The following is a 22,108-nucleotide window of genomic DNA, read 5'->3' on the forward strand; positions in this document are numbered from 1 at the left end:
CATTGATCCACACTGCCGTCCAAGCTTCATTCTGACTCGTCGGGAATTTACTTTTCGATCACATTAGCTAAAAATAAAGTGGAATGACTAACCTCCAAACTGACTTATAGTGTCCTAATGTTATTGTCCTTATTTAAGAAAAATTCATCATATAAAATAAAAACTTAACAAAGCCGACCATAAGATGTCAGGCCATAAGATGAAAAGCGAAATATTGGGCCGGTTCCCCTCAGAATATGTGATCACCAATAGCATTATTCAGCACTAGCGCGCACAAAAGACCGATAAGTTCGACTGAAGTTCTCTCGAGGTATTCCAACCCCTGCTTGCCAATATAGCCTGTAAGATTAGTAATCGGAAAAGCCATGTCCTAGTCGGAAACTTTCCTTGACTGATTTAAGTTTAGTTTGGATAGTGAATTTTGTTTTAAATTGACTAATTCACCTGATCAGTATTTATTGTATTATTATTGCCGTCAGGATTGCAGTTTAAAATATCATTTCCCATATTTAGTGTTTTCTAACTATAACTTTAAACGCTGAATTATCACACTCTCCTCTATTCAAAAAATCATTATTTTTCTTAGTGAATTGATTTGCTTCGGGATTTGTTCTATTAAGGTGTTTCAGCTTAGGTCTTTTTTTTATTACCAAGGCTTAATTGAAGTTGTAATTGCGGTCAAAGTATACCCTTAGTAATTTTATAGTGGTTAGTATCAGTTTTTTAAATTTATGAATGTCATATCGGAATCCCTATGCCCTATATGGACTAAGGGGATTCCGGTTCTGGTATTTTCTAGTTAAGGATGAAAATCGACTGCGTACTGGTCTGGTCCTGTTTGAATAATATCAATTGTTGCTCTTCCGTATAGCTGAAGATCGGCCAGGGTAATCCGATGGGTGGGACTTACGCCAAGCCTGCTTCTTAAATAGCTGCCTAAAACGTTTTTTTCCGGAGTAGAGGAAATTTGTTTCGGATAGATAACTCCTGTGTTTGAGTCTTCTTGGTTTCCTTCAAAAAGAACCTGCATGACCCTTCCGTCATCCCAGGTCAGGGTTTTGATTGTCTGATTCGGGGTTTTTGCGGGGAAAAGTCCGGGGTTTGCTCTTATTGTTGCAATATGAATGGGAATATAAGCATCCAGGGGGCGGGTGTGGTTTTCGGGGTTTGAGCCCCAGTTCAGGCCACCTGTATTATGTACGGTGCCCTGAACGGTGAGAAGTGTTATTCTAGCCATAATTTAAATTTATAATATAAAACTAATCATTTGATTGCAGAATCTGAATCTGATTTTTGGAAATTCTGGTTGTTATTCCGGGCCAAAACTATATATTGCAGTAGTTAATTTTACTAAATTTATCTTAATGATCTCAAAAATACCAATTGAAATTTTAGCCCATAAACTGATCCAGAAAAGAAACTGGTATCTCTGTAAGGGAAATCTCATGGATTATCTTTCCAACCTAAAAGACGGTTTTTATGAGTTTGCTATACAACGTAAAATTGTTAAAAACCAATATCTGGATTCTTTATATCAGACAATAAAATCCGGTGATCCTATACCCGTACTCACCTTGACTTATCAACAGCGTTCTCTAAATGAGCAATCTGAGAAAAATTTTCTGGATATGAAGGATGTAGAAATACTTGATGGCTTGCAACGTACTTTTAGGCTATGGGCATATAAAATACTTGCCGAAAGTTATAATGGGGAGGATTCGAGGCAGATCATTCCGTTTGCAAAGGCACTTAAATCATCAAACCCTCTTTTGTTTGAATCAGGAGTAATAAGTTCTTCGGTGATCAAAAATATGATCACTACCGGTGAAATTTTAAAAGTTAGGGAAACATTCAGTGCCTTTGACATTTACTTTATTGTCTGGGCCGGTTTGGATGAAAAAGAAGTGGTAAAAAAAATGCTCGTGCTCAATGCTGGTCAAAAAGCTGTTTCGCCTACACATCAGTTTGAACTGTTGTTTCTTCATTTCTTTGAAAGTATCAAAAAAAGCAACACATCTATTGAGCTTTTTCGTGAGAAAGATGTTATGGCGCTAGAGGTAAAAAATGGACGAAGAAAAACTGGTCAGTTTATGTTTTCTTCTTTTATTGTAGGACTCCAGTCTTTTGTTGAACAAAAGCCTCTAAGGGTGACTACTGAATCTCCTATAGGTATCGAGAATGAAGATGAGGGATTTGAGTTGCTGTATGACTTGATTTTTAATCTTGATTATCTAAAAAAGTTTGTTGAGCTTTTGGTAGGCCTGGATAAGGTGATTTATAACAAAGAACGGGAAGCCGGTCTGGAGTGGTTTGTTAAAGAGACAACACTTTCAGGGGTGCTTGCTGCTGTCGGAAAAACTATTGATTTCAAATCTGTGAATAATGCACTGGAATTGTTCGAGCAGTCAGAGAGTGCATTTAATAAATTGGAAAATTCTGTTAAATCCTATGGATTTAACATTGATTCTTACAGAATTGAATTCGCAAATATATCAAGCCGTGCGATCAATTTTGGGACCTTTACCAGAAAAACCATCATGCAGTATACGCTTGATCTTTTATCTGACGGAAAGCCAACATGGAAAGAACTTTTTATGAAAACGCAAGGAGGGGTGTAATATGACAGGTAAAGAAATGATTTCTGAGGTATTAGTATCACTTCAGCAGTATCTTGCGATTGTTGATGATGATTTTGATAACATGCTGCTTGTCGATGAGGACCTCGAAACAGCAATCCCCCAATTAAGAACAAATCCAATTCTTCCGGTTTTTGATGAATTTTTATCAAACCTTCTCGCTTTGGTTATTGAGAACCGGGATAGCTTCCTTTTTGATAATTTTGCGGTCACAGGGACGATACATATCATAGATTTTAATAATCCCGAGCTATCGAAGAAAAATCGCGGATTCGCATATTCTGATAATCAGTTTGCTTTTTTTTCCGCAAAATCGCTTTTTGATTCAGGAAGACTCGTTAGTTTTTCTCTGATGGAAAATGGTTTGCTCTGGAAACAAATGGAGATGTTTTTCGTCCATGATTTTAGTCCAAGACAAGGCAATATTGTAAATTTTTTCGATTGTTTAACTCATCAGGATTCCAGTAAAGGTTTTCTCATCAAACATATACCTGATGCTTTTAACGCAGAACGTCACTATGCTTATGTTTACCTAAGCTTTCTGAACAGCGCACATTCAGTCAAATTGCCAAGTGTGCTCAACTATAGTTCGACTTTATTGAATACAGGATTAACCTTTGCATCAAATGTTGAGTTTGAACAGTACTTTGATATCTATGACGTCTTAAACGAACTTAATCAGGCACCAGATTTGCTTACGAGGTTTCTGAAGCTTTACCATGTTCTGGAATATTATATGTACAGGCTTTATCTTGTGGATCTGGTAGGCCGAGTAGGTGCCAATAAATTTTTTGTACGTGAATTTATTACAAGTGCGGAACGAATGAAGCGTGGTGAAAGGGAAACATTTATTGCTAATTTTTTCAAAATTTTTTCAACAGATAGCGCCATAATCCATGGTGCCGTAAATCCATATTGTTCGCCTGTAGTTATATCGTTTCTTTCAGACCATAATTTTTCAAACAGCTTCGTAGGTTCTAATGTTAAAAAGGTTGGCGAATTAATTTATGGCTTGCGCTGTGCTATTGTACATAACAAAGAAAGTGAATACCACCTTACGGTTTCCTTTTATGATGATTTTGTCGACATCATTCCGGTCATTAAGGCCCTGACTGGCATAATGGAAAATTTAATAATTGAAAAAATTAAAACGAATCACAGCCATATTAAGTATCCCCGCCGTGATATGACTTTATACTAATGGATTAGTTGTTGTCCAATTTTGGTAATTTGGATAGCATTTTTGAGTAGCTCTATATTGATCTATCAATATGTTTATCATTTAAATAGTTTACTATGCCGCAACTGCCTCCGCAGATTTTATTTGATCAGATTTCAGCAGCAATTTCAAAGTATCAGGAGATCGACCGTCTGACCGGCGCGCAGTTTAATGTCTTCAGGATATTGAAAATGGATTCTTCGGAAGTAAGGATGCATTCAGCACTCATCGGTGACTTACTTAATCCTGGTGGATCGCACGGTCAGGGAACAGTATTTTTAGATCTTTTTATAAACAGCTGCTCAAAACAGGCGGGTGAGATTGATACTTCCTCTTGCAGGGCACATATCGAATATAATCTCGGACCCATTGATGGGGAATCGCTTAAAGGTGGGAGAGTGGATATTGTTATCCGCGATGCCAATGACCGGCATATTGTAATTGAAAATAAAATTTTTGCCGGAGATCAGAAAAACCAGCTGCTGAGGTATTATGGTATGGCTGAGTATGTTGAACTTTTTTATCTTACCCTTGAAGATAAACTTCCTGAGCCTTACAGCTATGGCTCGCTGAAAAAAGATGAACACTTTCACTGTATTAGTTACAGAAAACATATCATTCCATGGCTTGAGTTATGTCGGAAAGAAGCTGCTGTCCTGCCCATTCTTCGTGAAAGCCTGACTCAGTACATTAATTTAATCAAACATTTAACCAATCAGACCACTAATAAGCAAATGGAACAGGAAATTATTGATATTTTAAAAGCTAATTTACAGGCTTCTTTTACGATAAGAAATAATCTTGATGCAACGCTTGTTCGTCTGAGTAAGGAATTCTGTAATAAGCTCGATCTGCATTTTGCTGATACAGAATACATTTTTTCATATAATCTGGATCTCTTTACCAATTACACCGGTATCTGGCTCGCTAAAAAAGAATGGAAGCATGTCAAAATCGGTTTTCAGTTTCAGGCACTTAGAAGGAACCTGATTTATGGCTTTACATGTCACTACCTGGAGCAAAATATTCCTATTAATATTTCACCCGAGCTGAGAGACGCATTTGCTATTATGCCAGGAAATACATCAAAGCAGGATGTTTGGTGGCCTTATAAACGTTCTTTCAGCGAAGGACTGGATAACTGGAATAACTTTGAAGCTTGGCGGGCAATTATGAATGGAGAGATGTTTGCACAGGTAATTCAGAAAGTAGCTGAGCTTGAGCGGTTGGTATCGTCTGCTCGGATGTCGAAATTAATGGTGCAAGAAGAGAATTAAATAGGTCCTAAATAGAATATTAATCAGATTTCTGTATGTCACAGCTATCATTAAAACAGCTTCAGTCATTCGCCGCTGAATTCAGTCAAAAGTTTCTTTCGGAAGAAAATAATGCAATAATATTTTTTGGTTCAAGTATTATTGAGTATCCTAAACTGGCTTTGCCTGGAATCTGTTCTCCATTATGATAGTAATTCTCGTTAACATATCGAACTTAGTGAAGCTTGGTTTTTCAAACCTCTTTTTTGCTAAAATTTATCAACGATTCTACGATACTCAGAGAATTTGTCTAATTTTGTCCAAACAGTAAATTCTAAATGAAATTATTTGGTGACCTTCTTAAAGAACTGAGAGTCAGCAGGGATCTACCCCTAAGAAAAGTTGCGGCATTTCTGGATATCGATACTTCAGTTTTGAGCAAAATTGAAAGGGGTGAGCGTACTGCAGGGCGGGATGTTGTCTTGAAAGTTGCTCAATTTTATGAAATCGATTCTTCTGTGTTGCTTACTGACTATCTCGGTGAGCAGGTTGCCAGAGTAATCTTTCAGGAGAATAACTGCGGTGAAATATTGGACAAAGCAAAAGAGACGGTTGCTCATTTAAAGGACCGTCACTCTGAGCAGGGCTTTTTTAATTTTAATAATGAGTAAAAAACTTACGGCAATTGACCTTTTTTCAGGTTGTGGCGGCTTTTCTTATGGTTTTCAGGATGCAGGTTTTCATGTATTACTGGGGGTAGATAATTCTTCTGTGGCGCTTAAAACTTTTGCTGCGAATCATGATAATGCAGATACGCTTGTTTTGGATTTACATCTGGACAGCGCTATTGATGAAATTGTTGATAATGTGAAAGGGGAAAAAGTGGATGTTATTATTGCAGGTCCGCCTTGTCAGGGTTTTTCACTGACAGGTACACGTGATGAAAATGATAGCCGCAATACTTTGTTTAATTCAGTTTTCCGCCTGGCGGCTAAACTGGATCCCAAGGCGATTATTATTGAAAACGTACCTGGATTTCTGACCATGTATGGTGGAAAGGCTAGAAAAGAGGTTATCCGATTATGTGAGGAGATGGGTTATACCTGTAACCCCAAGTTGCTGTTTGCCCCTGATTTCGGTGTTCCTCAGATCCGGAAACGTGTATTTTTTGTTGCTCTGAAAAAGGAGCTTGGCACCTTTGAATTTCCAGATGCAATGTTTAAGCCTGAAAATTATGTTTCCTGTGAGCAGGCGATCGGGGATTTGCCTGATTTGGAGGACTCTCTTGGAAGTGAATCGATGGGCTATGATAAGAAGCCTTTAAGTGATTATCAGAAAAAAATGAGGGGAAAGAATTCTTCTATCGCCAACCATATCGGTACAACCCATACGCCTCATGTTATAAGCGTGATTTCTTTAGTTCCTGAAGGTGGTAATCATAAAGATTTACCTCCGGGAGTTGGTGACTCCAGAAAATTCAATGAGGCATGGACCAGATACCACAGTAAAAAGCCTTCCAAAACGATTGATACCGGCCACCGCAATCACTTCCATTATAAATGGAACAGGGTCCCGACAGTAAGGGAGAATGCACGTCTTCAGTCTTTTCCGGATAATTTTATTTTTCTTGGTAATAAGACCGATCAGAACCGTCAGGTGGGTAATGCGGTTCCGCCGATACTGGGTAAGGTGCTTGCTGAACAGTTAAAAAAATATATCGCTGATGAAGATTAATGTAATCGATTTGTTTGCCGGCTGTGGTGGTCTTACCGATGGATTTATCCAGTCGGGCAGGTATAATACAATTGCTGGTGTGGAATGGGAATTTCCTATGGTAAAAACTTTGAGAGAGCGTCTGAAATCCAGATGGGGCTATGAAAATGCCGAGCAGAAGGTAGTTCACTTTGATATTCAGCGTACTGAGGAATTGCTTAATGGTTTTGATGATCCGAAGTTTGGCAGCAGTGATGGGCTTGTGAGTCTTTGCGGGGAGGATAGAGTGGATATGATAGTTGGAGGTCCGCCTTGTCAGGCCTATTCAATGGCGGGAAGGGTGAAGGATAGTAATGGAATGAAGAATGATTACCGTAATTTTCTTTTTGAAAGTTATGTTAAAATTGTAGAACATTTCCGGCCGCATGCTTTTGTATTCGAAAACGTGGAGGGGATTCTTTCGGCTAAACCTGGTGATATTGCAATTACGGACAGAATCCGTACAGCATTCAATGATGCCGGTTATGATATCACAGCGGACTTGCGTAAAGATGCGCTGTTTGATACTTCTTTGTTTGGCGTTCCCCAAAAAAGGAGGCGCGTGATTATTTACGGGGTTAAAAAAAGTGAAACTAGCAGCGATGAAGTGAGTGCTTTTTACAAAATTATGAGGAGCAAAGAAACGGCTCAGCCTGCTCTTGCGGGCTCAGCCTTTAAAAATCTTCCTGCTATTTTTCCTTTAGAAAATCTTCCCGGAAAGGCTTCTCACAAGGTAGAGAATGGCAAAGAAGACTTTGTCAGCAATCATTCGCCAAGGGTTCACAATTCCAGGGACATAGCTATTTTCCGACTTCTTGCAAAGGATATTGAGAATGGCGCTTTTGAGTTTACTTCATCCCAGGCGCTTATCAGGCTTTATCAGGAATCTACCGGAAAGGCTTCGAAATTCCATAAATATCATGTCATTCGCCGGGACAGGCCTAGTAATACCATTCCGGCGCATTTATATAAGGATGGTCTGCGTCACATTCATCCCGACCCTGCACAGGCGAGGTCTATCACAGTTCGTGAAGCGGCCAGAATTCAGACTTTTGATGACGATTTTGAGTTTTTAGGCTCACAGGGTGATAATTATAAAATGATTGGTAATGCGGTTCCTCCGCTTTTTGCGCGCGTTATCTCTGAAATTACAGCGTCTTTGTTTGATAAGTATGCTGAGGCAGCTGTTTTACCTGCTGAGGTTCTTTAACTGCCGGTCTGTAAGCTGAGGTATGTCCTGTCCTGGGCGATGATGTCCCAGAGTTCTTTTTCGCTGAAAGGTCTCGAATTTATGTATCTGGAGAATATGAAATCCGGACTGGCATAAAAATTTATAACTGGTCTTTTAATTGTATCGTTGCCGGTATTGATGTCAAACAGGTCGTTGTCCAGTCTTGCGTGCCCCCCTGTGTTGATTTCATTTACCTCCGCTGATGGAAATACCATTGCATTTAGAATCGTTTCGGGTGTGTAAGGGGTAGATGCCCTGGTCACGGTCGCCTGGTAAAAATATTGTTTAATGAGGTCTGAAAGCTGGGGAAAGGTTTTTTTGTTGCTGAAATTCAGCAGGTAGTATTTTGCATCCAGCAACAGAAGCATTTTTTCTTCGCCCATACCTATTTCCCTCAGGATGTCTGGTTTCTGGGTATCATTTATATTTACTTTCAAATAGGTTGAACTGTTGTGGTCATACCATTCAGGCAGCGGAAAAAGTCTGGCTCTGAGCAGCGGGTTATGTCCGAAACAATACTGCAGGGCGCTTTCCCACACCTGTTCAAAATCTCGTCGTCCGTAAAGGGTAAAGGCATCTTGTGCGTCTGAATTTTTGAGTTCTATAATTTCAGCTAATGCTTTTAAGAGCATGATTTCCCGTTCTCTGTAGGTGATGCTTAGTTGTTTTTCTAAAAGATAGAGGAGGTAATCTGGCTCTCCAAGTTCTGATATGAATTCAGCGGCGTCAGATATATCGCTTATTTCTGTATCCATCAGAAATCCATAACGGCGGCTTGTGTAGTTTACGGCATATTTGTGAATTCTGGTGATGATGCTGCTAGTGACCGATTCAACACTCAGGTTGTAGGTGTCGAGGTATAGCGGTACGCCGTCAGATAAAATGCTTTCTGCTTCTGCGACCGTATGCGCCCAGTCGGTGTCACCACTCCCTTCCAGTTGCAGTCGTCTTGTCTGATAGGACCAGATTCCGTTTTCCTGATAATCCTGAAGTATAAATTCTGCAAGGGTGATTTCACTGGTTTTTTCTGTTGAAGATTCATTCATGAAATCTGATAAGTCAATTTCAAGGGTTTTGCCACGCTGCTCTTCCTCTTCGCGTTTGAGCAGACGAAACAGTTTCCTTGATTCTGTTGTGATCAGCGCTGAGCGCTGGTTTTGATCCTCAACTGATGTGATTACGCTATGCGTATATTTAGGCAATACAATGATGAGTTTATCTTCATCTGATGCAAATCCCGCATAGTCAAAACTGTAAAGAAGCGTTTCGGCGTTCTGACGGATTAGTCTGCGGTCCCGGAATAAAGGGTACAGCTTTCCCAGTGCCGCTGAAATTTCTTCCAGGGGGCGGGGCTGCAGAAATTCAAAAAAAACAATCTCCTGGGCTCCCTGCATGACTTTATCCTTGCGTTACACCTGCTTCCTCTTTATCATTTGCCTCTTCGGAAATCTCAGTAACCGCCTTTGCGCTTTCAGCGCGGGGCGACTCCTGTGCTTTTTCAAGCGCTGTAAGGCGGTCATATTCTCCCAGGATAATTTCTGCTGCGCTTTCTGCGCTTCCCGCTGAAAGCAAGGCGAAGAAGTCATAGCTTTTTTCTGGGTACGCATTTTGATGAAAGTTGTCGTCTATTGCTGATATACTTGAATTTTCTTCGTTGAAAAAACCTTTTTTATGACGGAGTATGTCATCTTTGAGGTATAATAAAACTTTACTTTTAAAAGTTTCACCTAAATTTTCAGTGTCGCTGAGTTGTTCAGGGCTCAGGAAAAAGGGAGCAATGAGCCGGTCTTCGGCTACGCCGGCTTTTTTTATCAGATAGTGGTTGATTGCGCGTCTTATATTATTCCATTTATATTTTTTACCGCCAAACTCAAGCTCAGCTGCAGGAAGTTTATCTTCGTTGGCGTTCAGCGGCAAGTATTTTATTTCCCAACGGCGTTTAAACGCTGAATCTAACGGAAATACGCCCTGGTCGGCGCTGTTCATCGTCGACCATATGTATAGCGTGGATGGAATGTATAATCCATTGCTCAATAAATCTGAAAGTATGTCCTGGTAGGTTTCTTCTCTGAGTTGTTCTGCTAGATAATTCATTGCTTCATCGCTCAGGCGGACTCGGTATTCGCTTGTTCCTTTTTTTCTGTCAAGTAGCTGAAATATTTCTCCGAATACTGCTGAAGCATTTGCTCTGTTCAGTTCTTCTATAATCAAAAGGTACCTTTCGCCGCTTATCAGCCCTTTGTAGGCGTCAAGAAGAGCGTCCATGAATGGCCCCGGAACAAAGCGGTAATCAATTACAGGCTCATTTATATATTGGGGATGATTACGAGTATCTGTCGCTTTTTCATGATAAGTTATTCCTGTTGCTGAATTGCGATAGTATGAGGAGGGTTTATAGCTCCCCACAAATTTTGAATAGCTGTAATCAGGATAAAACGTGATACGTTTCTTGTTTACGGAAAACACTGAAGATTTTTCTTCGATGAAATTACTTTTTCCTGTTCCAGGCGCGCCGTAAATCAGCCAGTTATGAGGCAGCTTTTCAAAATTTTCATCTGCAGGAAGTTCATACGCTGACTCGGTAATTATTGCAGGTAAAGCATACGTTCCCCTTCCAAGCAGTCCCTCGTAAAAGCTATACCCCTCTTCTCCCGATTTCACGAATGTTACCTCGTAGGTATCATTTTCCTGTTTTTTGATTATGAAGATGTCATCTATTTTCGCTCCTGCATCATTGATAATACTTACAAATTTTTTAAGACGAACATCTGTGCTTTTCGATTGTCCTCCGTAAGCATATACAACATCATATTCCTTATTATTAAAATAAAATTTGAGATTTATACCTGTGTGGTCCGGAGTGGGAAACATTCCGCTGTCGATAGCTTCTTTTTGCACGAGAGTATTACTTCCACCACTAGTGCGTTTATCCTGGGTTTTTAATCGTCTGATGTATAGTTGTTTCATACGGTTTTTGTTGTTATTCCAAATAACAAAGCATTAATATCCCTTGTCGTTTCCGCGTTTAAGTTAACAATAATTCCCATCAGATGAAAAGAAGGGGCTTGGTTTGATCTCATTGAAAGCCTAAATTTTTACTCGTAGGGTCTTGTTTTCGTCGCAAACATTCATTCTTTTGCTTTTGTTGTTTAGAAATGGCTGATGTGCACTCCAAAGAAGTTAGAAGTTTTAATATGTCCCAGATCAAGGGCAAGAACACACGCCCGGAGATAATCGTACGTAAATTTTTGCACAGCCGGGGTTTTCGCTTCAGAATTCATTCGAAGTTCCTACCAGGAAAGCCTGATATTGTTTTACCTCGTTACCGTACTGCTATATTCATTAATGGATGTTTCTGGCATGGCCACGAAGGGTGCAGATATTTTGTAGTTCCTAAAACGAGAACAGATTTTTGGATGGATAAAATTTATAAAAATATATCCAGAGATTCAGATGCCGAGTCTGCCCTTCGGCATTCAGGATGGAAAGTTATTATTATCTGGGAATGTAAGTTAAAAAAAGCCACTTTAACTTCAACACTTGAAGGGCTAATTAATGAAATAACATCTTCTGCTATTAAGCGAATATAAAAAAATAAAATTTACAGTTTACTACGTAAAATTTCAACTTTTTCCCTCTCGCTAAGCAAAAGCCTTTCATAAAGATCTTTATTTTCCTCTACTAATTCCATTAATTTATCAATTGGATTAAAAGACGGATAGTAATTAAACAACGCTCCGTTATCATGGTTGGTGACGGTATTGCCGATTATATTAAATACCGCATCCTCACTGAAATTTTTAATTGCCTCAGAGGATAAACCCAATACTGTTGCTATTTTGTCTAATGTCTTATCTTCTATTTCTGCACTTTGTTCTAACTTGCTAATGGCCTGTTGGCTTAAACCCAACTCAAAAGCTAAAGTATCCTGCTTCATCCCTCTTAATTCACGAATTCTAGATACTTTTCGGCCTAAGTGCATGCGAGTGTTTTTTTCAGAGGTTTCCATAAACCAAATATACCTAAATTTTTTCTTTGGTAAAAAACAACCAAACCAATGTATTTAACAATACGAGATGGTTCGGTACAATGGAATTGACCAAGATCTTAGCAACGACAAATTATAATGCTATGATAAAATCAACATTAAGCCCCGAAAAACGCATAACCGCTGACCTTGATAGGTTACTCAGATCACTAATTGAAAAGTTCAAACCATCTAAAATTTATTCTTTTAGTACCATAATTAGTGCTAAGATTCAAACAGGATGCTTTGGAGATGAGGCACATATACAAGAGCCCCATCACTTTATTTTAATGATAATGGAAACATCGACTCGAAATGAACATGAAGCACAGGATTTTTGCAGGGTTCACTTTAGCGAAGGCAAGATTACTATACTTTCCCATGGAATTGAGACCATAAATGAATGCATCAGAAAAAACAATAGATTTTTCATCACGATATTAAATGAAGGAAAGATTCTCTATAATAACACAGGAATACTGGCGCAAGAAATTGAAATCCCATTTGACCCAAGCCTAAACTTTGAAAAGGCCAAAAGGCACTTTGAGCACAGAATAGAATTAGCTCAGGGTTTTTTGGACGCGGCAGCAGATAGTTATGCCAATCAACATTATGCCATTGCCGTTTTTTTGACCCACCAAGTCATCGAACAATGTACCATTGCATTGATCAGAGTTAATCTCGCTTACAGATCAGATATTCATCACTTAGGCCGTCAACTAGATCTCTGCTGTTGCTTTTCAGAAGAACCTTCCAATCTTTTTAGAACTACAAAAGACGATCTTTTATTATTTGAAATTTTACTAAGGAGCTATTCCCAGGCAAGATATAAGGATACTTTTAAAGTTGATTCAGGCGATGCTGATAAACTTGTTTCAAAAGCATATGCATTCTTCGAACTCACCAAAAAGATTTGCACCAATAAAATAGCTGAGTTTAAATTCCAAAACGAGAAGCAAACAGAAATGGAGGTAGGTTTTGAATAATTTCACTCCCGATATGCCTTTTTACAGGTATTTTAAACTCCCCTTCAAAAAAGGAACTCGATTGCTAGAAAGAAAAACTCTGGATTCACTTTCGGAATTCAGGCCACCAAAACGCGGCTACCTTTCTGTTAGAGTAAAAAATCTGGGTTTTGTTAACGAGATACTTACCGCGTCTATCAGTATCGAAAAAGAAGATGTCGAAATGGTATTCATGAAAGTAACGCAGCATCATTTACTTATCAGCTGCAGCGTCGACACAGATGAATTTTATTTAAGCAGATATGCCTACTTTTTTCTAAATAAATATTTATGGTTTTATCATGAAAAAAGCTTTGAGGATTATTACTATCCGGATTTCTTTGATGCTGATAGAGGGACATCAAAATATCTGAAGATCGTGAGCAATAGTAAGGGCCTAACCATTAAACTCAAAGAGCAGTTTAGAAATCTTTTTAAACCGGGAGTTTCACTTCCCATTATTCCGCTAAAAAATGAGGCAAGAATAAATATTTTTCTTGAACCACAATTATCGGATTCATTAGAAAATGATACACCAGTTATCGCATATTGTATTTTAGATCCCTTGAACCTACACCAGATATACAATGAAGAAAAAGAATTAACCCTACTCACTCCTTTTACGGCAACCCTAAATAATGACAAAAGAAATTTCAAATCATTATTGACATACTTAAACAGTAATACGATATCAGACGATTTCGAGCTCAATTCAGGGCAGCTTAATTTGAACGACATTTGTGAAGAAATGTGGGAGAACTCTATCTATTTTCGAATGAAAAACCACAAGGACGAAAATTATAGCAGAACCTTTTCTGAAAGAAAAAAACTTCAGTTTGATCTTTGGAAAAGTGCACTTCCGCTAATGATAAACGAACGTTTCATGTGCTATCAATGGATTTATGGTTTAAGATATATTAGAGGAAAGCCAATAAAAAAAGATATTCGCTTCTGTCAGGTTGCAGCAGATATACCTCAACTCAAATTTTTTCTTATCGACAAATGCGACTACTATTTCCTTGACCTGAAATTTATGGTGAATGGCAGGCTCTTCAATTTTGCGACAATGTTTAACATGTTCTTTTTTGCTGCTGCAGAAAAGGAGCCGATGACGTTTTACTTGTTAGGTTCGATGGCTGATGCTGAAATCGTATCTTATTTCTCGAAAATAAGTTTTCGGTTGCCTGTACTAAAGAAACATTATGATACCCACTTGAGGACCTTTGTTCAACAAATTGCACAAACCTATGGCTTAACCAAAAGATAGTCCTACACCAAATGCCTGTCCATTCTGGAATTTTAGAATGGGCAGGATTTTTTTCGTAGATGTAAAATGCAAACCTGGGTCGGGTTGAGCGGCAGGATTTGCAGGCCACAAATGCGTGGTTGGTAATTATCAATTAGCTTTTTTCTGCTTATCCTTTAAATTCTTTTTTGATTTCCGTGCCGTTTCATAATCTTTTTTTGCCTTGGCTTCCTTTAAACTTGCCTCGATTAATACCTGCTGCTGATGGATTTGGAGATCAGCGTTTTTCATTAGGTTCTCTTTGTCTTTCAGGTAATGCCCGTCAATTTCATTAGCGAGCTCTGCATAGGCCCCGCGTATCACCTTAAATTTATCTGATTCGGTTTTGAGCTCGCTATTCCTTAAGATTAAAAAGATGGAACTTCCTAAGGAAATTGCAACAATAAGAAAAATAATTATTGCACCAACAAAATAGAACTTTGATTTTATCTCATAGTGATGTTGGTGCTTTACGTTAAACGATTCGGGTAACTGCTCTATTTTTTTCTTTAACACATTCATCGAAATTGCAAATCTCTTAAGCTCATCAATAGAAGGCATGATTCCTCCATTAGGTGTAGTAATTGCAATCGCCTCATCCGCCTGCAAATTCTGATGCGCAATAATAGCCGATAACTTTTCATCCTGGAATTTCAGCTGACCGATAAGCAGATCCATGATCTCTTCTATATTTTCTAACTTTTCATTTATGTTTTCCATAAGATTGCCTTTAATTTGTAATTACCTGCCTCTTCCCTGACTTTGTTCTTCATCATAACCGGTTCCTCTTTTTTTCTTTTTTCTGGGCTCTGGTTCAGCTTGAATCGGCGAGAACGTAGGCGCAAACAGAATTTCCAATACTTCAGTCAGTTTAGAGGATTCACTAAACGTCCCCTTGCCAAGAGAACTTTCACTAAATTCCCTTTCTAGTAAGTTTATTTTGGTAGAATCCTTGTGAACAGATATATCCTGAAAAAAGGCATTGAGTTTACCATAACTTAGCGACCTGTCGATTTCAGAACCTTTAAAAATATATTCTCCGCTCTTGAATGAAATGCCCTGTATTTCGTTGCTACCCTTCTTATATTTGAAAACCATTTCAATACCGGCGTTGGCTAGTTTATTTCCAAAGCTCTCCCAGTCTTTACTACTTTTTTTTGCTGATTTGATTTGGTCAAAAAGCAGATACCGGATCTTATCGCTTCCTTTAAGCGCTTTTCTGTTAACTTTGTCTCTATCCTTTGCTATAAATAACCTATGCTTTACGGTTATTTCTTTGCAGGCCGAAACGTTTTTTTTAAACTGGAACTGGTCAGAAATTGTCTTGCCATCATTATCCACCCGATTATAAATTATATGTAAATGGGGGTGATGGTTATCATTATGCCGGACAACAAGCAACTGCGTATTTCTTATGCCCATGAGCTTCAAATACTCCATTGCCATTGCCAACATATTTTCATTACTCAATTTATCTCTATCAACTTCACTCCAGCTAAGGGAAATATGGGCTACCGCTTTTGAAAGCTCAGGATTCATCTTTCTTTGCAAATCAAAATCCCTTACAATGAGGATTGGTTTATCCATCCTGATCCCATCCCCATGAAGAATCTCTGCATCCTTCTTATTTACTACATAGCGAACACAACCACCGAAGCTTTTTCCAATTACAATTTTTCCTATCATTCCCTGAAATACTTAGCAATCAATTCATGTATCTCACCTATCAACTCCCTACACTTTTTCTGGAACACCAATAGTCCTTGCTCATGAGAAAGCTTGGTAAGCTGGTTCAGGTTGTTTGCCATTCCTGCAAGTATCCTGAATACCTTCAAATCCTCAGGACTTATTCTTGGTGAAACCTTTCCCGCTTTAGCTGCCTGGCGAAACCAATCACTGATTTTAATCCCAGCCTTATTAGCCTTTCCCTCAATGATAAAATGATCCGTTTTGCTCAATCTAACCATAATGATTTTTTCTCGTTTTATCTTTTTTACCGGCCTGCCCCCCTTAGACTTTCCGACATTTAATAGTTCTTCCAAAATGTTCCTTAATTTTTCTTCACCTACTTTTTGCGACCATCGGGAGTAAAAAGGCAAGTTCTTTTTCGCCGTAGCGGAAAAGGTTTTTGTATAGCAAAAACACAAACTTGCTCCCTCAAAACGCCAAGTCAATCACCGCTTAATATTCTACTGTTTAATTAATGATTTTAAAATCTGATATGCCCTTTTCCGATCTCCATAAGCAGCATAATGAATAAGAATATCGCAGGGAGATCCACCTTTTTTATTTATGAAAAATTGTGCCGCAGGAGCTTCACTACTGAATACAAAAAATGTTCTTAAAGTTGTATGGTACTCTGCACTCAGTCCATTCCTAACCTCCTTTCCAGGCCTGGTGTACCGAATCCTTGGACCTTTATGGCTGTGGCATTTCCAACCGGCATTCAATAGGATAGTATTGATAATATCCTTATCGGCTTGACTGTTAAAATCTTGCCAGATATTTCCATTCATACCAGACCTAAGCTGACCAGTTAATAGCCTGCTAACTACAGTCTCGGGAAAAAGTCTTTTTTTAAACAGGACTGCCTCGTCATTAAAAAAAGCATTTGGATCAAAGGACAGAAAACGATATGAGGCCACGTTTCTTGGTGCAGTATCCAAGGTAATATCCAAACTATAAAAATACTGAACCATGGCGTCAAAATGTTCCTTGTGAAATTCAACAAACTCAATAGGAATCAAACCCCATAATCCATTTCCGCTTGCTGATTTACCACAATAGGCTATGTAAGGTATTGCAATAATCCTCTTAAATATGTTATCGAGCCTCTCGCCAAGACCGTCAACATCAAAGGCAAGATAACCACTATGGCTATGATGAAAGCGCTCACCTCGTCCGCCGAGTTGCTGGCTACACGGAGTAATTGCTAATAACTTTCCCTTTAAGTATTGCTGCCTAGGGGACTTATATTCACATTGTCGGATTTCGCTTAAAATATCAGCTTGCCAAGACGTTGACAAAGCATCAAATAAAGTAATTGATTTTGGAGAGGTACTGTATTTATTCTCAAAAATACTGCACCAGGCTGTTCTCAAACTTCTCATAAAAGAATTTTGGAACTGAAATAGAATGGCCATTCCACTTGCCGTTCCAGTTTACTTAATGAACTAAACTGAAATGGCTCTACCTTTAGGTAGCCATTCAGTTCAGTTCAGTATCTGGATTCAGGTTAATTATCGCTGCCTTTCCGCGAAGGCTTTCCTCTTCCGGATTGGAAAGGATCTTGTCAATTTGTAATCTGGTAATCAAATCACTGACCTTATTCATGCCTGGACTCTGATCCAGATCAAATGAATTTCTAAGTCCTTCCGCTAGCAAGGGTTTTAGTTGTGAGCGGAGAAGTCCATTACCAAATTTAACAAAGATGGATTTGAGAAGAACTTTGAGCAAATCCTTGTCTATTGCATCATAATTTTGAAGGACTTTCTTTGATTCGCTTACGTGACTGTCCCGTGAATGGATAAGATCATCAAATAAAACCCTTCTCCCGGTATTGGAAAAGGTCAGCGTCAAAGGGTCGCACTCCAATACGAAACTTGAGCCTTTAAACTCTAACCCAAGATAATTACCCTTGAGTACGGAGAGATGCTTCAAGTTACCATCGAAGACATCATTCCTTAATTCCAGTACCAATCTGCACTTCTGCTCAAGTCCTCCGGCTCCCTGCACGTTGCTCTTATTTGGGATAAGAGATTCTGTCCGCTTATTGGTGTGATGCATCAGCAATATTAAACATTGGTAGGTTGTGGCAAGCCGCTTCATAGAGCTAAGTACATGCCTTACCTCTCCATTGTCTTTGATATCATTAACCAAATCACCCAGCGTATCAATCTTGATGATGTCTATTTGCTGGCAAACTAAAATATTCTCTAATTTGCCAATCAGGTTATCTGCGTCGAAAATGAAGTAAAGGCTTTCCAAAGACCGGATAATTAAATCCTCAGGTTGGTTTTTAAGCTGTTTCCGAATTAAATAACTGATGGCGAGATCATCATCTTCGGTGCATACGATAATTGCCTTACGGGAAAGTTGTTCTGAAAAAGAAAAACCTATAAACTCATTTTTATTTAAAACCAGCGAGAGGATTAGGTCTCTTGCGAAAATTGATTTTCCAGTATCTGAACTACCCGCAAGTAAAACTAAGCCAACCTTTGGAAACAACTCACCCAGCATTTTTGGTAATTCGAGAATATTTCGCCGAAAAAGATCAGCACCAGAAAAAAAACCAACCTTTTCGATACCTTCTATTAGTTGATTTTTTTCGGCATCTGCGATAAGTTTATTGTTCCTGTGAACAGAAAGCGCATTTATTCCAACTGAATTTTTCATATAGAATGCCCTTTCTGTTTTTCAACTGCAGCCGCTAATGCTTCAATAGAATATAATACTCGCCTACCAATTCGGTGCGGGATCAGAATACCCGCTTTTTCCCAATAATAGAGTGTTGTGAGAGAAACGTTTAAAAGACGTTTAGTTTCCTCGCGTGTTTTATACCTGATTTTTTCCTCCGGTTCTTCACCGGATGACTTGGTATTTTTAAAGAGTTCACCAAAAACCTCTCTTACTTGTTCGGAAAGAACTTCCTTGAATTCTGAATCCGAATAACTTGTTAAAACTTGTGCCATACCTTTTGTAATTGAATGGCACAATGTTCATTAGGATAAACCTTAGGATAGTCTCATTTTTTTAAAATGATAATGAAAATCCACCCTTAAAAAAAAGATAAATAATTCTAGAATTTGAGTTAGAGAAATGCTCTTTAAGGGCGAATAGTATTTTTGTATCTTTATACGCCAATTAAGGCTCTCCTTACTTTTTATGAAAAAATCGGAAATTCAAGAACAACTACAAAATATTTCTAAAAGCATAGATAAAGAAAATTTCATTTATGAATTCCTTCTTTCTTTTGGCTTATCGAAAACTACAGTTACACGCTTGAAGAAAGGAGATTATAACCTCTCTAAAGTTGAAGGCGAATTATTCTACAAAAGTAAAATATTCTTTAAGGTAGAGGATTCAATGCACTTATTGAATACAATCGATGAGTTATCAAAAAATGAAAAGATTCTAAAAAACAAACCTCGTTTCATCGTCGTAACCGACTTTGATACGTTTGTAGCTACCGACACAAAACTCAAAATTAACAAAGAGTTTCTGATTACAGATTTAGCTGGTCAGGTTGATTTCTTCTTACCCCTCTCTGGAGCTGAAATCTATCGTGTAAGTCGTGACAACAAAATAGATCGGGAAGCTGCATATAAGCTTGGTGAACTTTACGATTTATTGGTACTAGATAATCCTGACTGGATTGCAAAAGGAAGCCATCAACTAAATCTGTTTTTATCCAGAATATTGTTTTGCTTTTTCGCAGAAGATACGGAGATCTTTGAAACAAAAAGTATTTTTACAGAGACTTTGGCTAATAATACGGATGAAAATGGATCAGATGTAAGTGATTTTCTCAGCTTACTTTTCAAAAAATTAAATTCCCCTCCAGAAAAACATGATTTCCCGTCCTACTTAAATGATTTTCCTTATGTGAATGGAGGCTTATTTAGGGATGAAATTGAATGTCCAAGGTTTTCGAAAAAAGCCCGTGAAATTCTCATTGCCTCTGGCGAGTTAGACTGGTCTGAAATTAATCCAGATATTTTTGGCTCAATGATCCAGGCTGTTGCCGATCCTTCAGAAAGAAACAATTTAGGAATGCATTACACCTCAGTAATCAATATCCTTAAACTAATTAAGCCCCTATTCTTGGATGAGCTATATGAAGAATTCGAAAATAATAAGGAAAACCCTAAAGCTTTAGATAAACTCTTAGTTCGCTTATCTAAAATTAAATTCTTTGACCCTGCTTGTGGTAGTGGTAATTTCTTGATTATAACTTATAAGGAATTAAGAAACCTGGAAATTAAGATTATTAAACAACTGCTTGATTTAAATGTAAGTGAAATATATAACACTCCCAGTGTACAATCAAAAACAGGATTTGATACGAGTCAGCCGAAAACGATTGTTCCGGCTGCACAATCCAACATGAATTTCACTGGAGCGCAGAGTAAAATCTATTTTACTGAAATTTCCCTTGAACAATTCTATGGTATAGAAATTAAAGATTTCGCTCACGAAATGGCAATCCTTTCACTTTGGCTAACAGAACACCAAATGAATCAAGTATTTGAGATTGAGTTAGTAGGCTATGGGAAATCGAAACCAATTTTACCTTTAAAGCAGGCAGGGAATATTACCGCTGGCAATGCTGCGAGAATTAATTGGGATAGTGTCTGTCCCAAAAAAGAAGATGACGAAATTTATATAATAGGAAATCCGCCATACCTTGGTGCCCGTGTTCAAGATGATGAACAAAAACTTGACATGGATTTCGTTTTTAATAAATTTACTAAGTTTCGAGATTTAGATTATATCTCTATATGGTTTTACAAAGGTTCAAAATATATTGAAGGTGTTAATGCTCAAGTTGCGTTTGTGTCAACAAATTCGATTTCACAGGGGCAACAAGTTGCTTTGCTTTGGGATAAAATCTTAAGGGATAATACCGAAATTTCTTTTGCTCATCTTTCCTTCAAGTGGACTAATAATGCAAAAGGAAATGCCGGTGTCACAGTTATTATCGTGGGGCTGCGAAACACCTCAACGAAATCAAAATATATTTTTACAGAAACGATCTCTAAGCAAGCAAAAAACATAAACCCCTACCTACTAGATGCACCAAACATAACTATAGCGGAAAGAATGAAATCCATATCTGGATTTATGAAAATGAATTTTGGAAATATGCCCAATGATGGGGGTGGCCTAATTTTAAGTGAAGAAGAAAGAAGTAACTTGTTAAGAAAAAATCCAGGCTATGAAAAATTTATCAAAAGATTGGTTGGTTCTGCGGAGTTCATTAACGGAATTAATAGATATTGTTTATGGATCGAAGATGGTGATCTTCAAGAGGCTTTAGAAAATGAGTTTGTAAAAAATAAGGTCAACACCAGTAAAAATCACCGATTGGAAAGCAAAGATGCAGGAACTCAAAAATTAGCTTCAAAGGCACATCAATTCAGGGATAGAAATATGGCAATTGATAGCGCTATAATTGTTCCATCCACATCCTCAGAAAGAAGAGAATATATCCCTTTAGGTTTTCTGCCTAATAGTAATGTCATTCTAAATTCCGCAATGGCAGTTTATGATGCCCCACCTTGGCTCTTTGGCGTATTACATTCAAAGATGCACATGATTTGGGTAGATGCCGTTGGAGGAAAATTGGAGACCCGTTACCGCTATTCAGCAAAATTGTGTTACAATACCTTTCCATTTCCTAGTATCAATCTAAAACAGAAAGAGACCATAAATCAATATGTATTCGATATTTTAGATGAGAGGGCTAAATATCCCGAAAAAACAATGGCTTGGATGTATAATCCTGAAACGATGCCGAAAAGTTTAAAGCAAGCTCATAAAGACCTCGATGATGCAATAGAACGCATTTATCGACTAGCGCCTTTTAATTCGAATGAGGAACGCTTAGAATACTTGTTTAAGCTTTATGATGAAATGTCAAAAAAAAACACGCTGTTTGCCAAGGAGAAAAAAGCTAAAAAAGCAAAAAACAATTAG

Annotated in this window: 20 protein-coding genes; 10 read left to right on the forward strand and 10 right to left on the reverse strand. The window is 38.1% G+C overall.

The window, feature by feature from the left end; translation table 11 throughout:
* Positions 1 to 799: 799 nt before the first annotated feature.
* Entirely contained in the window at positions 800 to 1,237 is a 438-nt protein-coding gene (locus LUA91_RS15305) for a restriction endonuclease PLD domain-containing protein (protein ID WP_231426985.1), read from the reverse strand.
* 127 nt (positions 1,238 to 1,364) lie between these two features.
* Between LUA91_RS15305 and LUA91_RS15310 the strand changes: the two genes are divergently transcribed.
* From LUA91_RS15310 to LUA91_RS15335, 6 genes are all read left to right on the forward strand, one after another.
* Positions 1,365 to 2,618: a hypothetical protein gene (locus tag LUA91_RS15310; RefSeq protein WP_231426986.1), complete on the forward strand. Its 1,254-nt coding sequence runs from the start codon at positions 1,365 to 1,367 to the stop codon at positions 2,616 to 2,618.
* 1 nt (position 2,619) lies between these two features.
* Entirely contained in the window at positions 2,620 to 3,837 is a 1,218-nt protein-coding gene (locus LUA91_RS15315) for a hypothetical protein (RefSeq protein WP_231426987.1), read from the forward strand.
* A gap of 95 nt (positions 3,838 to 3,932) precedes the next feature.
* Complete coding sequence (locus LUA91_RS15320; protein WP_231426988.1) at positions 3,933 to 5,132, forward strand: PD-(D/E)XK nuclease family protein; 1,200 nt, start codon at positions 3,933 to 3,935, stop codon at positions 5,130 to 5,132.
* Between the two features lie 317 nt (positions 5,133 to 5,449).
* Entirely contained in the window at positions 5,450 to 5,782 is a 333-nt protein-coding gene (locus LUA91_RS15325; protein WP_231426989.1) for a helix-turn-helix domain-containing protein, read from the forward strand.
* Positions 5,775 to 6,845: a DNA cytosine methyltransferase gene (locus LUA91_RS15330; RefSeq protein ID WP_231426990.1), complete on the forward strand. Its 1,071-nt coding sequence runs from the start codon at positions 5,775 to 5,777 to the stop codon at positions 6,843 to 6,845. Before LUA91_RS15325 ends, LUA91_RS15330 begins: the two co-directional genes overlap by 8 nt.
* The gene (locus LUA91_RS15335) at positions 6,835 to 8,073 is read left to right on the forward strand and encodes a DNA cytosine methyltransferase (RefSeq protein ID WP_231426991.1); all 1,239 of its coding nucleotides are present in this window, start codon (positions 6,835 to 6,837) and stop codon (positions 8,071 to 8,073) included. Before LUA91_RS15330 ends, LUA91_RS15335 begins: the two co-directional genes overlap by 11 nt.
* On the opposite strand, the gene LUA91_RS15340 is transcribed toward LUA91_RS15335, so the two are convergent.
* Positions 8,070 to 9,488: an LlaJI family restriction endonuclease gene (locus LUA91_RS15340; RefSeq protein ID WP_231426992.1), complete on the reverse strand. Its 1,419-nt coding sequence runs from the start codon at positions 9,486 to 9,488 to the stop codon at positions 8,070 to 8,072. The two genes, LUA91_RS15335 and LUA91_RS15340, sit on opposite strands and share 4 nt — an antisense overlap.
* 4 nt (positions 9,489 to 9,492) lie before the next feature.
* The gene (locus LUA91_RS15345) at positions 9,493 to 11,061 is read right to left on the reverse strand and encodes an AAA family ATPase (RefSeq protein ID WP_231426993.1); all 1,569 of its coding nucleotides are present in this window, start codon (positions 11,059 to 11,061) and stop codon (positions 9,493 to 9,495) included.
* A gap of 188 nt (positions 11,062 to 11,249) precedes the next feature.
* On the opposite strand from LUA91_RS15345, the gene LUA91_RS15350 reads away from it, so the two are divergent.
* Positions 11,250 to 11,684: a very short patch repair endonuclease gene (locus tag LUA91_RS15350; protein WP_231426994.1), complete on the forward strand. Its 435-nt coding sequence runs from the start codon at positions 11,250 to 11,252 to the stop codon at positions 11,682 to 11,684.
* Positions 11,685 to 11,695: 11 nt separating this feature from the next.
* On the opposite strand, the gene LUA91_RS15355 is transcribed toward LUA91_RS15350, so the two are convergent.
* The gene (locus LUA91_RS15355) at positions 11,696 to 12,103 is read right to left on the reverse strand and encodes a helix-turn-helix domain-containing protein (protein ID WP_231426995.1); all 408 of its coding nucleotides are present in this window, start codon (positions 12,101 to 12,103) and stop codon (positions 11,696 to 11,698) included.
* A 122-nt stretch (positions 12,104 to 12,225) separates the two neighbouring features.
* Between LUA91_RS15355 and LUA91_RS15360 the strand changes: the two genes are divergently transcribed.
* Both LUA91_RS15360 and LUA91_RS15365 read left to right on the forward strand, forming a co-directional pair.
* Positions 12,226 to 13,107: a HEPN domain-containing protein gene (locus LUA91_RS15360; RefSeq protein ID WP_231426996.1), complete on the forward strand. Its 882-nt coding sequence runs from the start codon at positions 12,226 to 12,228 to the stop codon at positions 13,105 to 13,107.
* A 61-nt stretch (positions 13,108 to 13,168) separates the two neighbouring features.
* Positions 13,169 to 14,392 carry a hypothetical protein gene (locus LUA91_RS15365; protein WP_231426997.1) on the forward strand — a complete coding sequence of 408 codons (1,224 nt, stop codon included), beginning with the start codon at positions 13,169 to 13,171 and terminating at the stop codon, positions 14,390 to 14,392.
* Between the two features lie 129 nt (positions 14,393 to 14,521).
* Here the strand turns inward: LUA91_RS15365 and LUA91_RS15370 are convergent, their stop codons facing one another.
* The 6 genes from LUA91_RS15370 to LUA91_RS15395 form a co-directional block, all read right to left on the reverse strand.
* The gene (locus tag LUA91_RS15370) at positions 14,522 to 15,130 is read right to left on the reverse strand and encodes a hypothetical protein (protein ID WP_231426998.1); all 609 of its coding nucleotides are present in this window, start codon (positions 15,128 to 15,130) and stop codon (positions 14,522 to 14,524) included.
* 21 nt (positions 15,131 to 15,151) lie between these two features.
* A complete protein-coding gene (locus LUA91_RS15375) occupies positions 15,152 to 16,096 on the reverse strand; it encodes a relaxase/mobilization nuclease domain-containing protein (RefSeq protein WP_231426999.1) in 945 nt (314 codons plus the stop codon).
* A complete protein-coding gene (gene mobC / locus LUA91_RS15380; RefSeq protein ID WP_231427000.1) occupies positions 16,093 to 16,452 on the reverse strand; it encodes a plasmid mobilization relaxosome protein MobC in 360 nt (119 codons plus the stop codon). Before mobC ends, LUA91_RS15375 begins: the two co-directional genes overlap by 4 nt.
* 147 nt (positions 16,453 to 16,599) lie before the next feature.
* Positions 16,600 to 17,520: a BT4734/BF3469 family protein gene (locus tag LUA91_RS15385; RefSeq protein ID WP_231427001.1), complete on the reverse strand. Its 921-nt coding sequence runs from the start codon at positions 17,518 to 17,520 to the stop codon at positions 16,600 to 16,602.
* A 97-nt stretch (positions 17,521 to 17,617) separates the two neighbouring features.
* Complete coding sequence (locus LUA91_RS15390) at positions 17,618 to 18,805, reverse strand: AAA family ATPase (protein ID WP_231427002.1); 1,188 nt, start codon at positions 18,803 to 18,805, stop codon at positions 17,618 to 17,620.
* Positions 18,802 to 19,101 carry a helix-turn-helix domain-containing protein gene (locus tag LUA91_RS15395; RefSeq protein WP_231427003.1) on the reverse strand — a complete coding sequence of 100 codons (300 nt, stop codon included), beginning with the start codon at positions 19,099 to 19,101 and terminating at the stop codon, positions 18,802 to 18,804. Before LUA91_RS15395 ends, LUA91_RS15390 begins: the two co-directional genes overlap by 4 nt.
* A 193-nt stretch (positions 19,102 to 19,294) precedes the next feature.
* Here LUA91_RS15395 and LUA91_RS15400 point away from each other — a divergent pair, with 193 nt between their 5' ends.
* Entirely contained in the window at positions 19,295 to 22,108 is a 2,814-nt protein-coding gene (locus tag LUA91_RS15400) for a DNA methyltransferase (protein ID WP_231427004.1), read from the forward strand.

It is taken from the genome of Pedobacter sp. Leaf250 (assembly GCF_920984735.1).
Classification (GTDB): Bacteria; Bacteroidota; Bacteroidia; order Sphingobacteriales; family Sphingobacteriaceae; genus Pedobacter.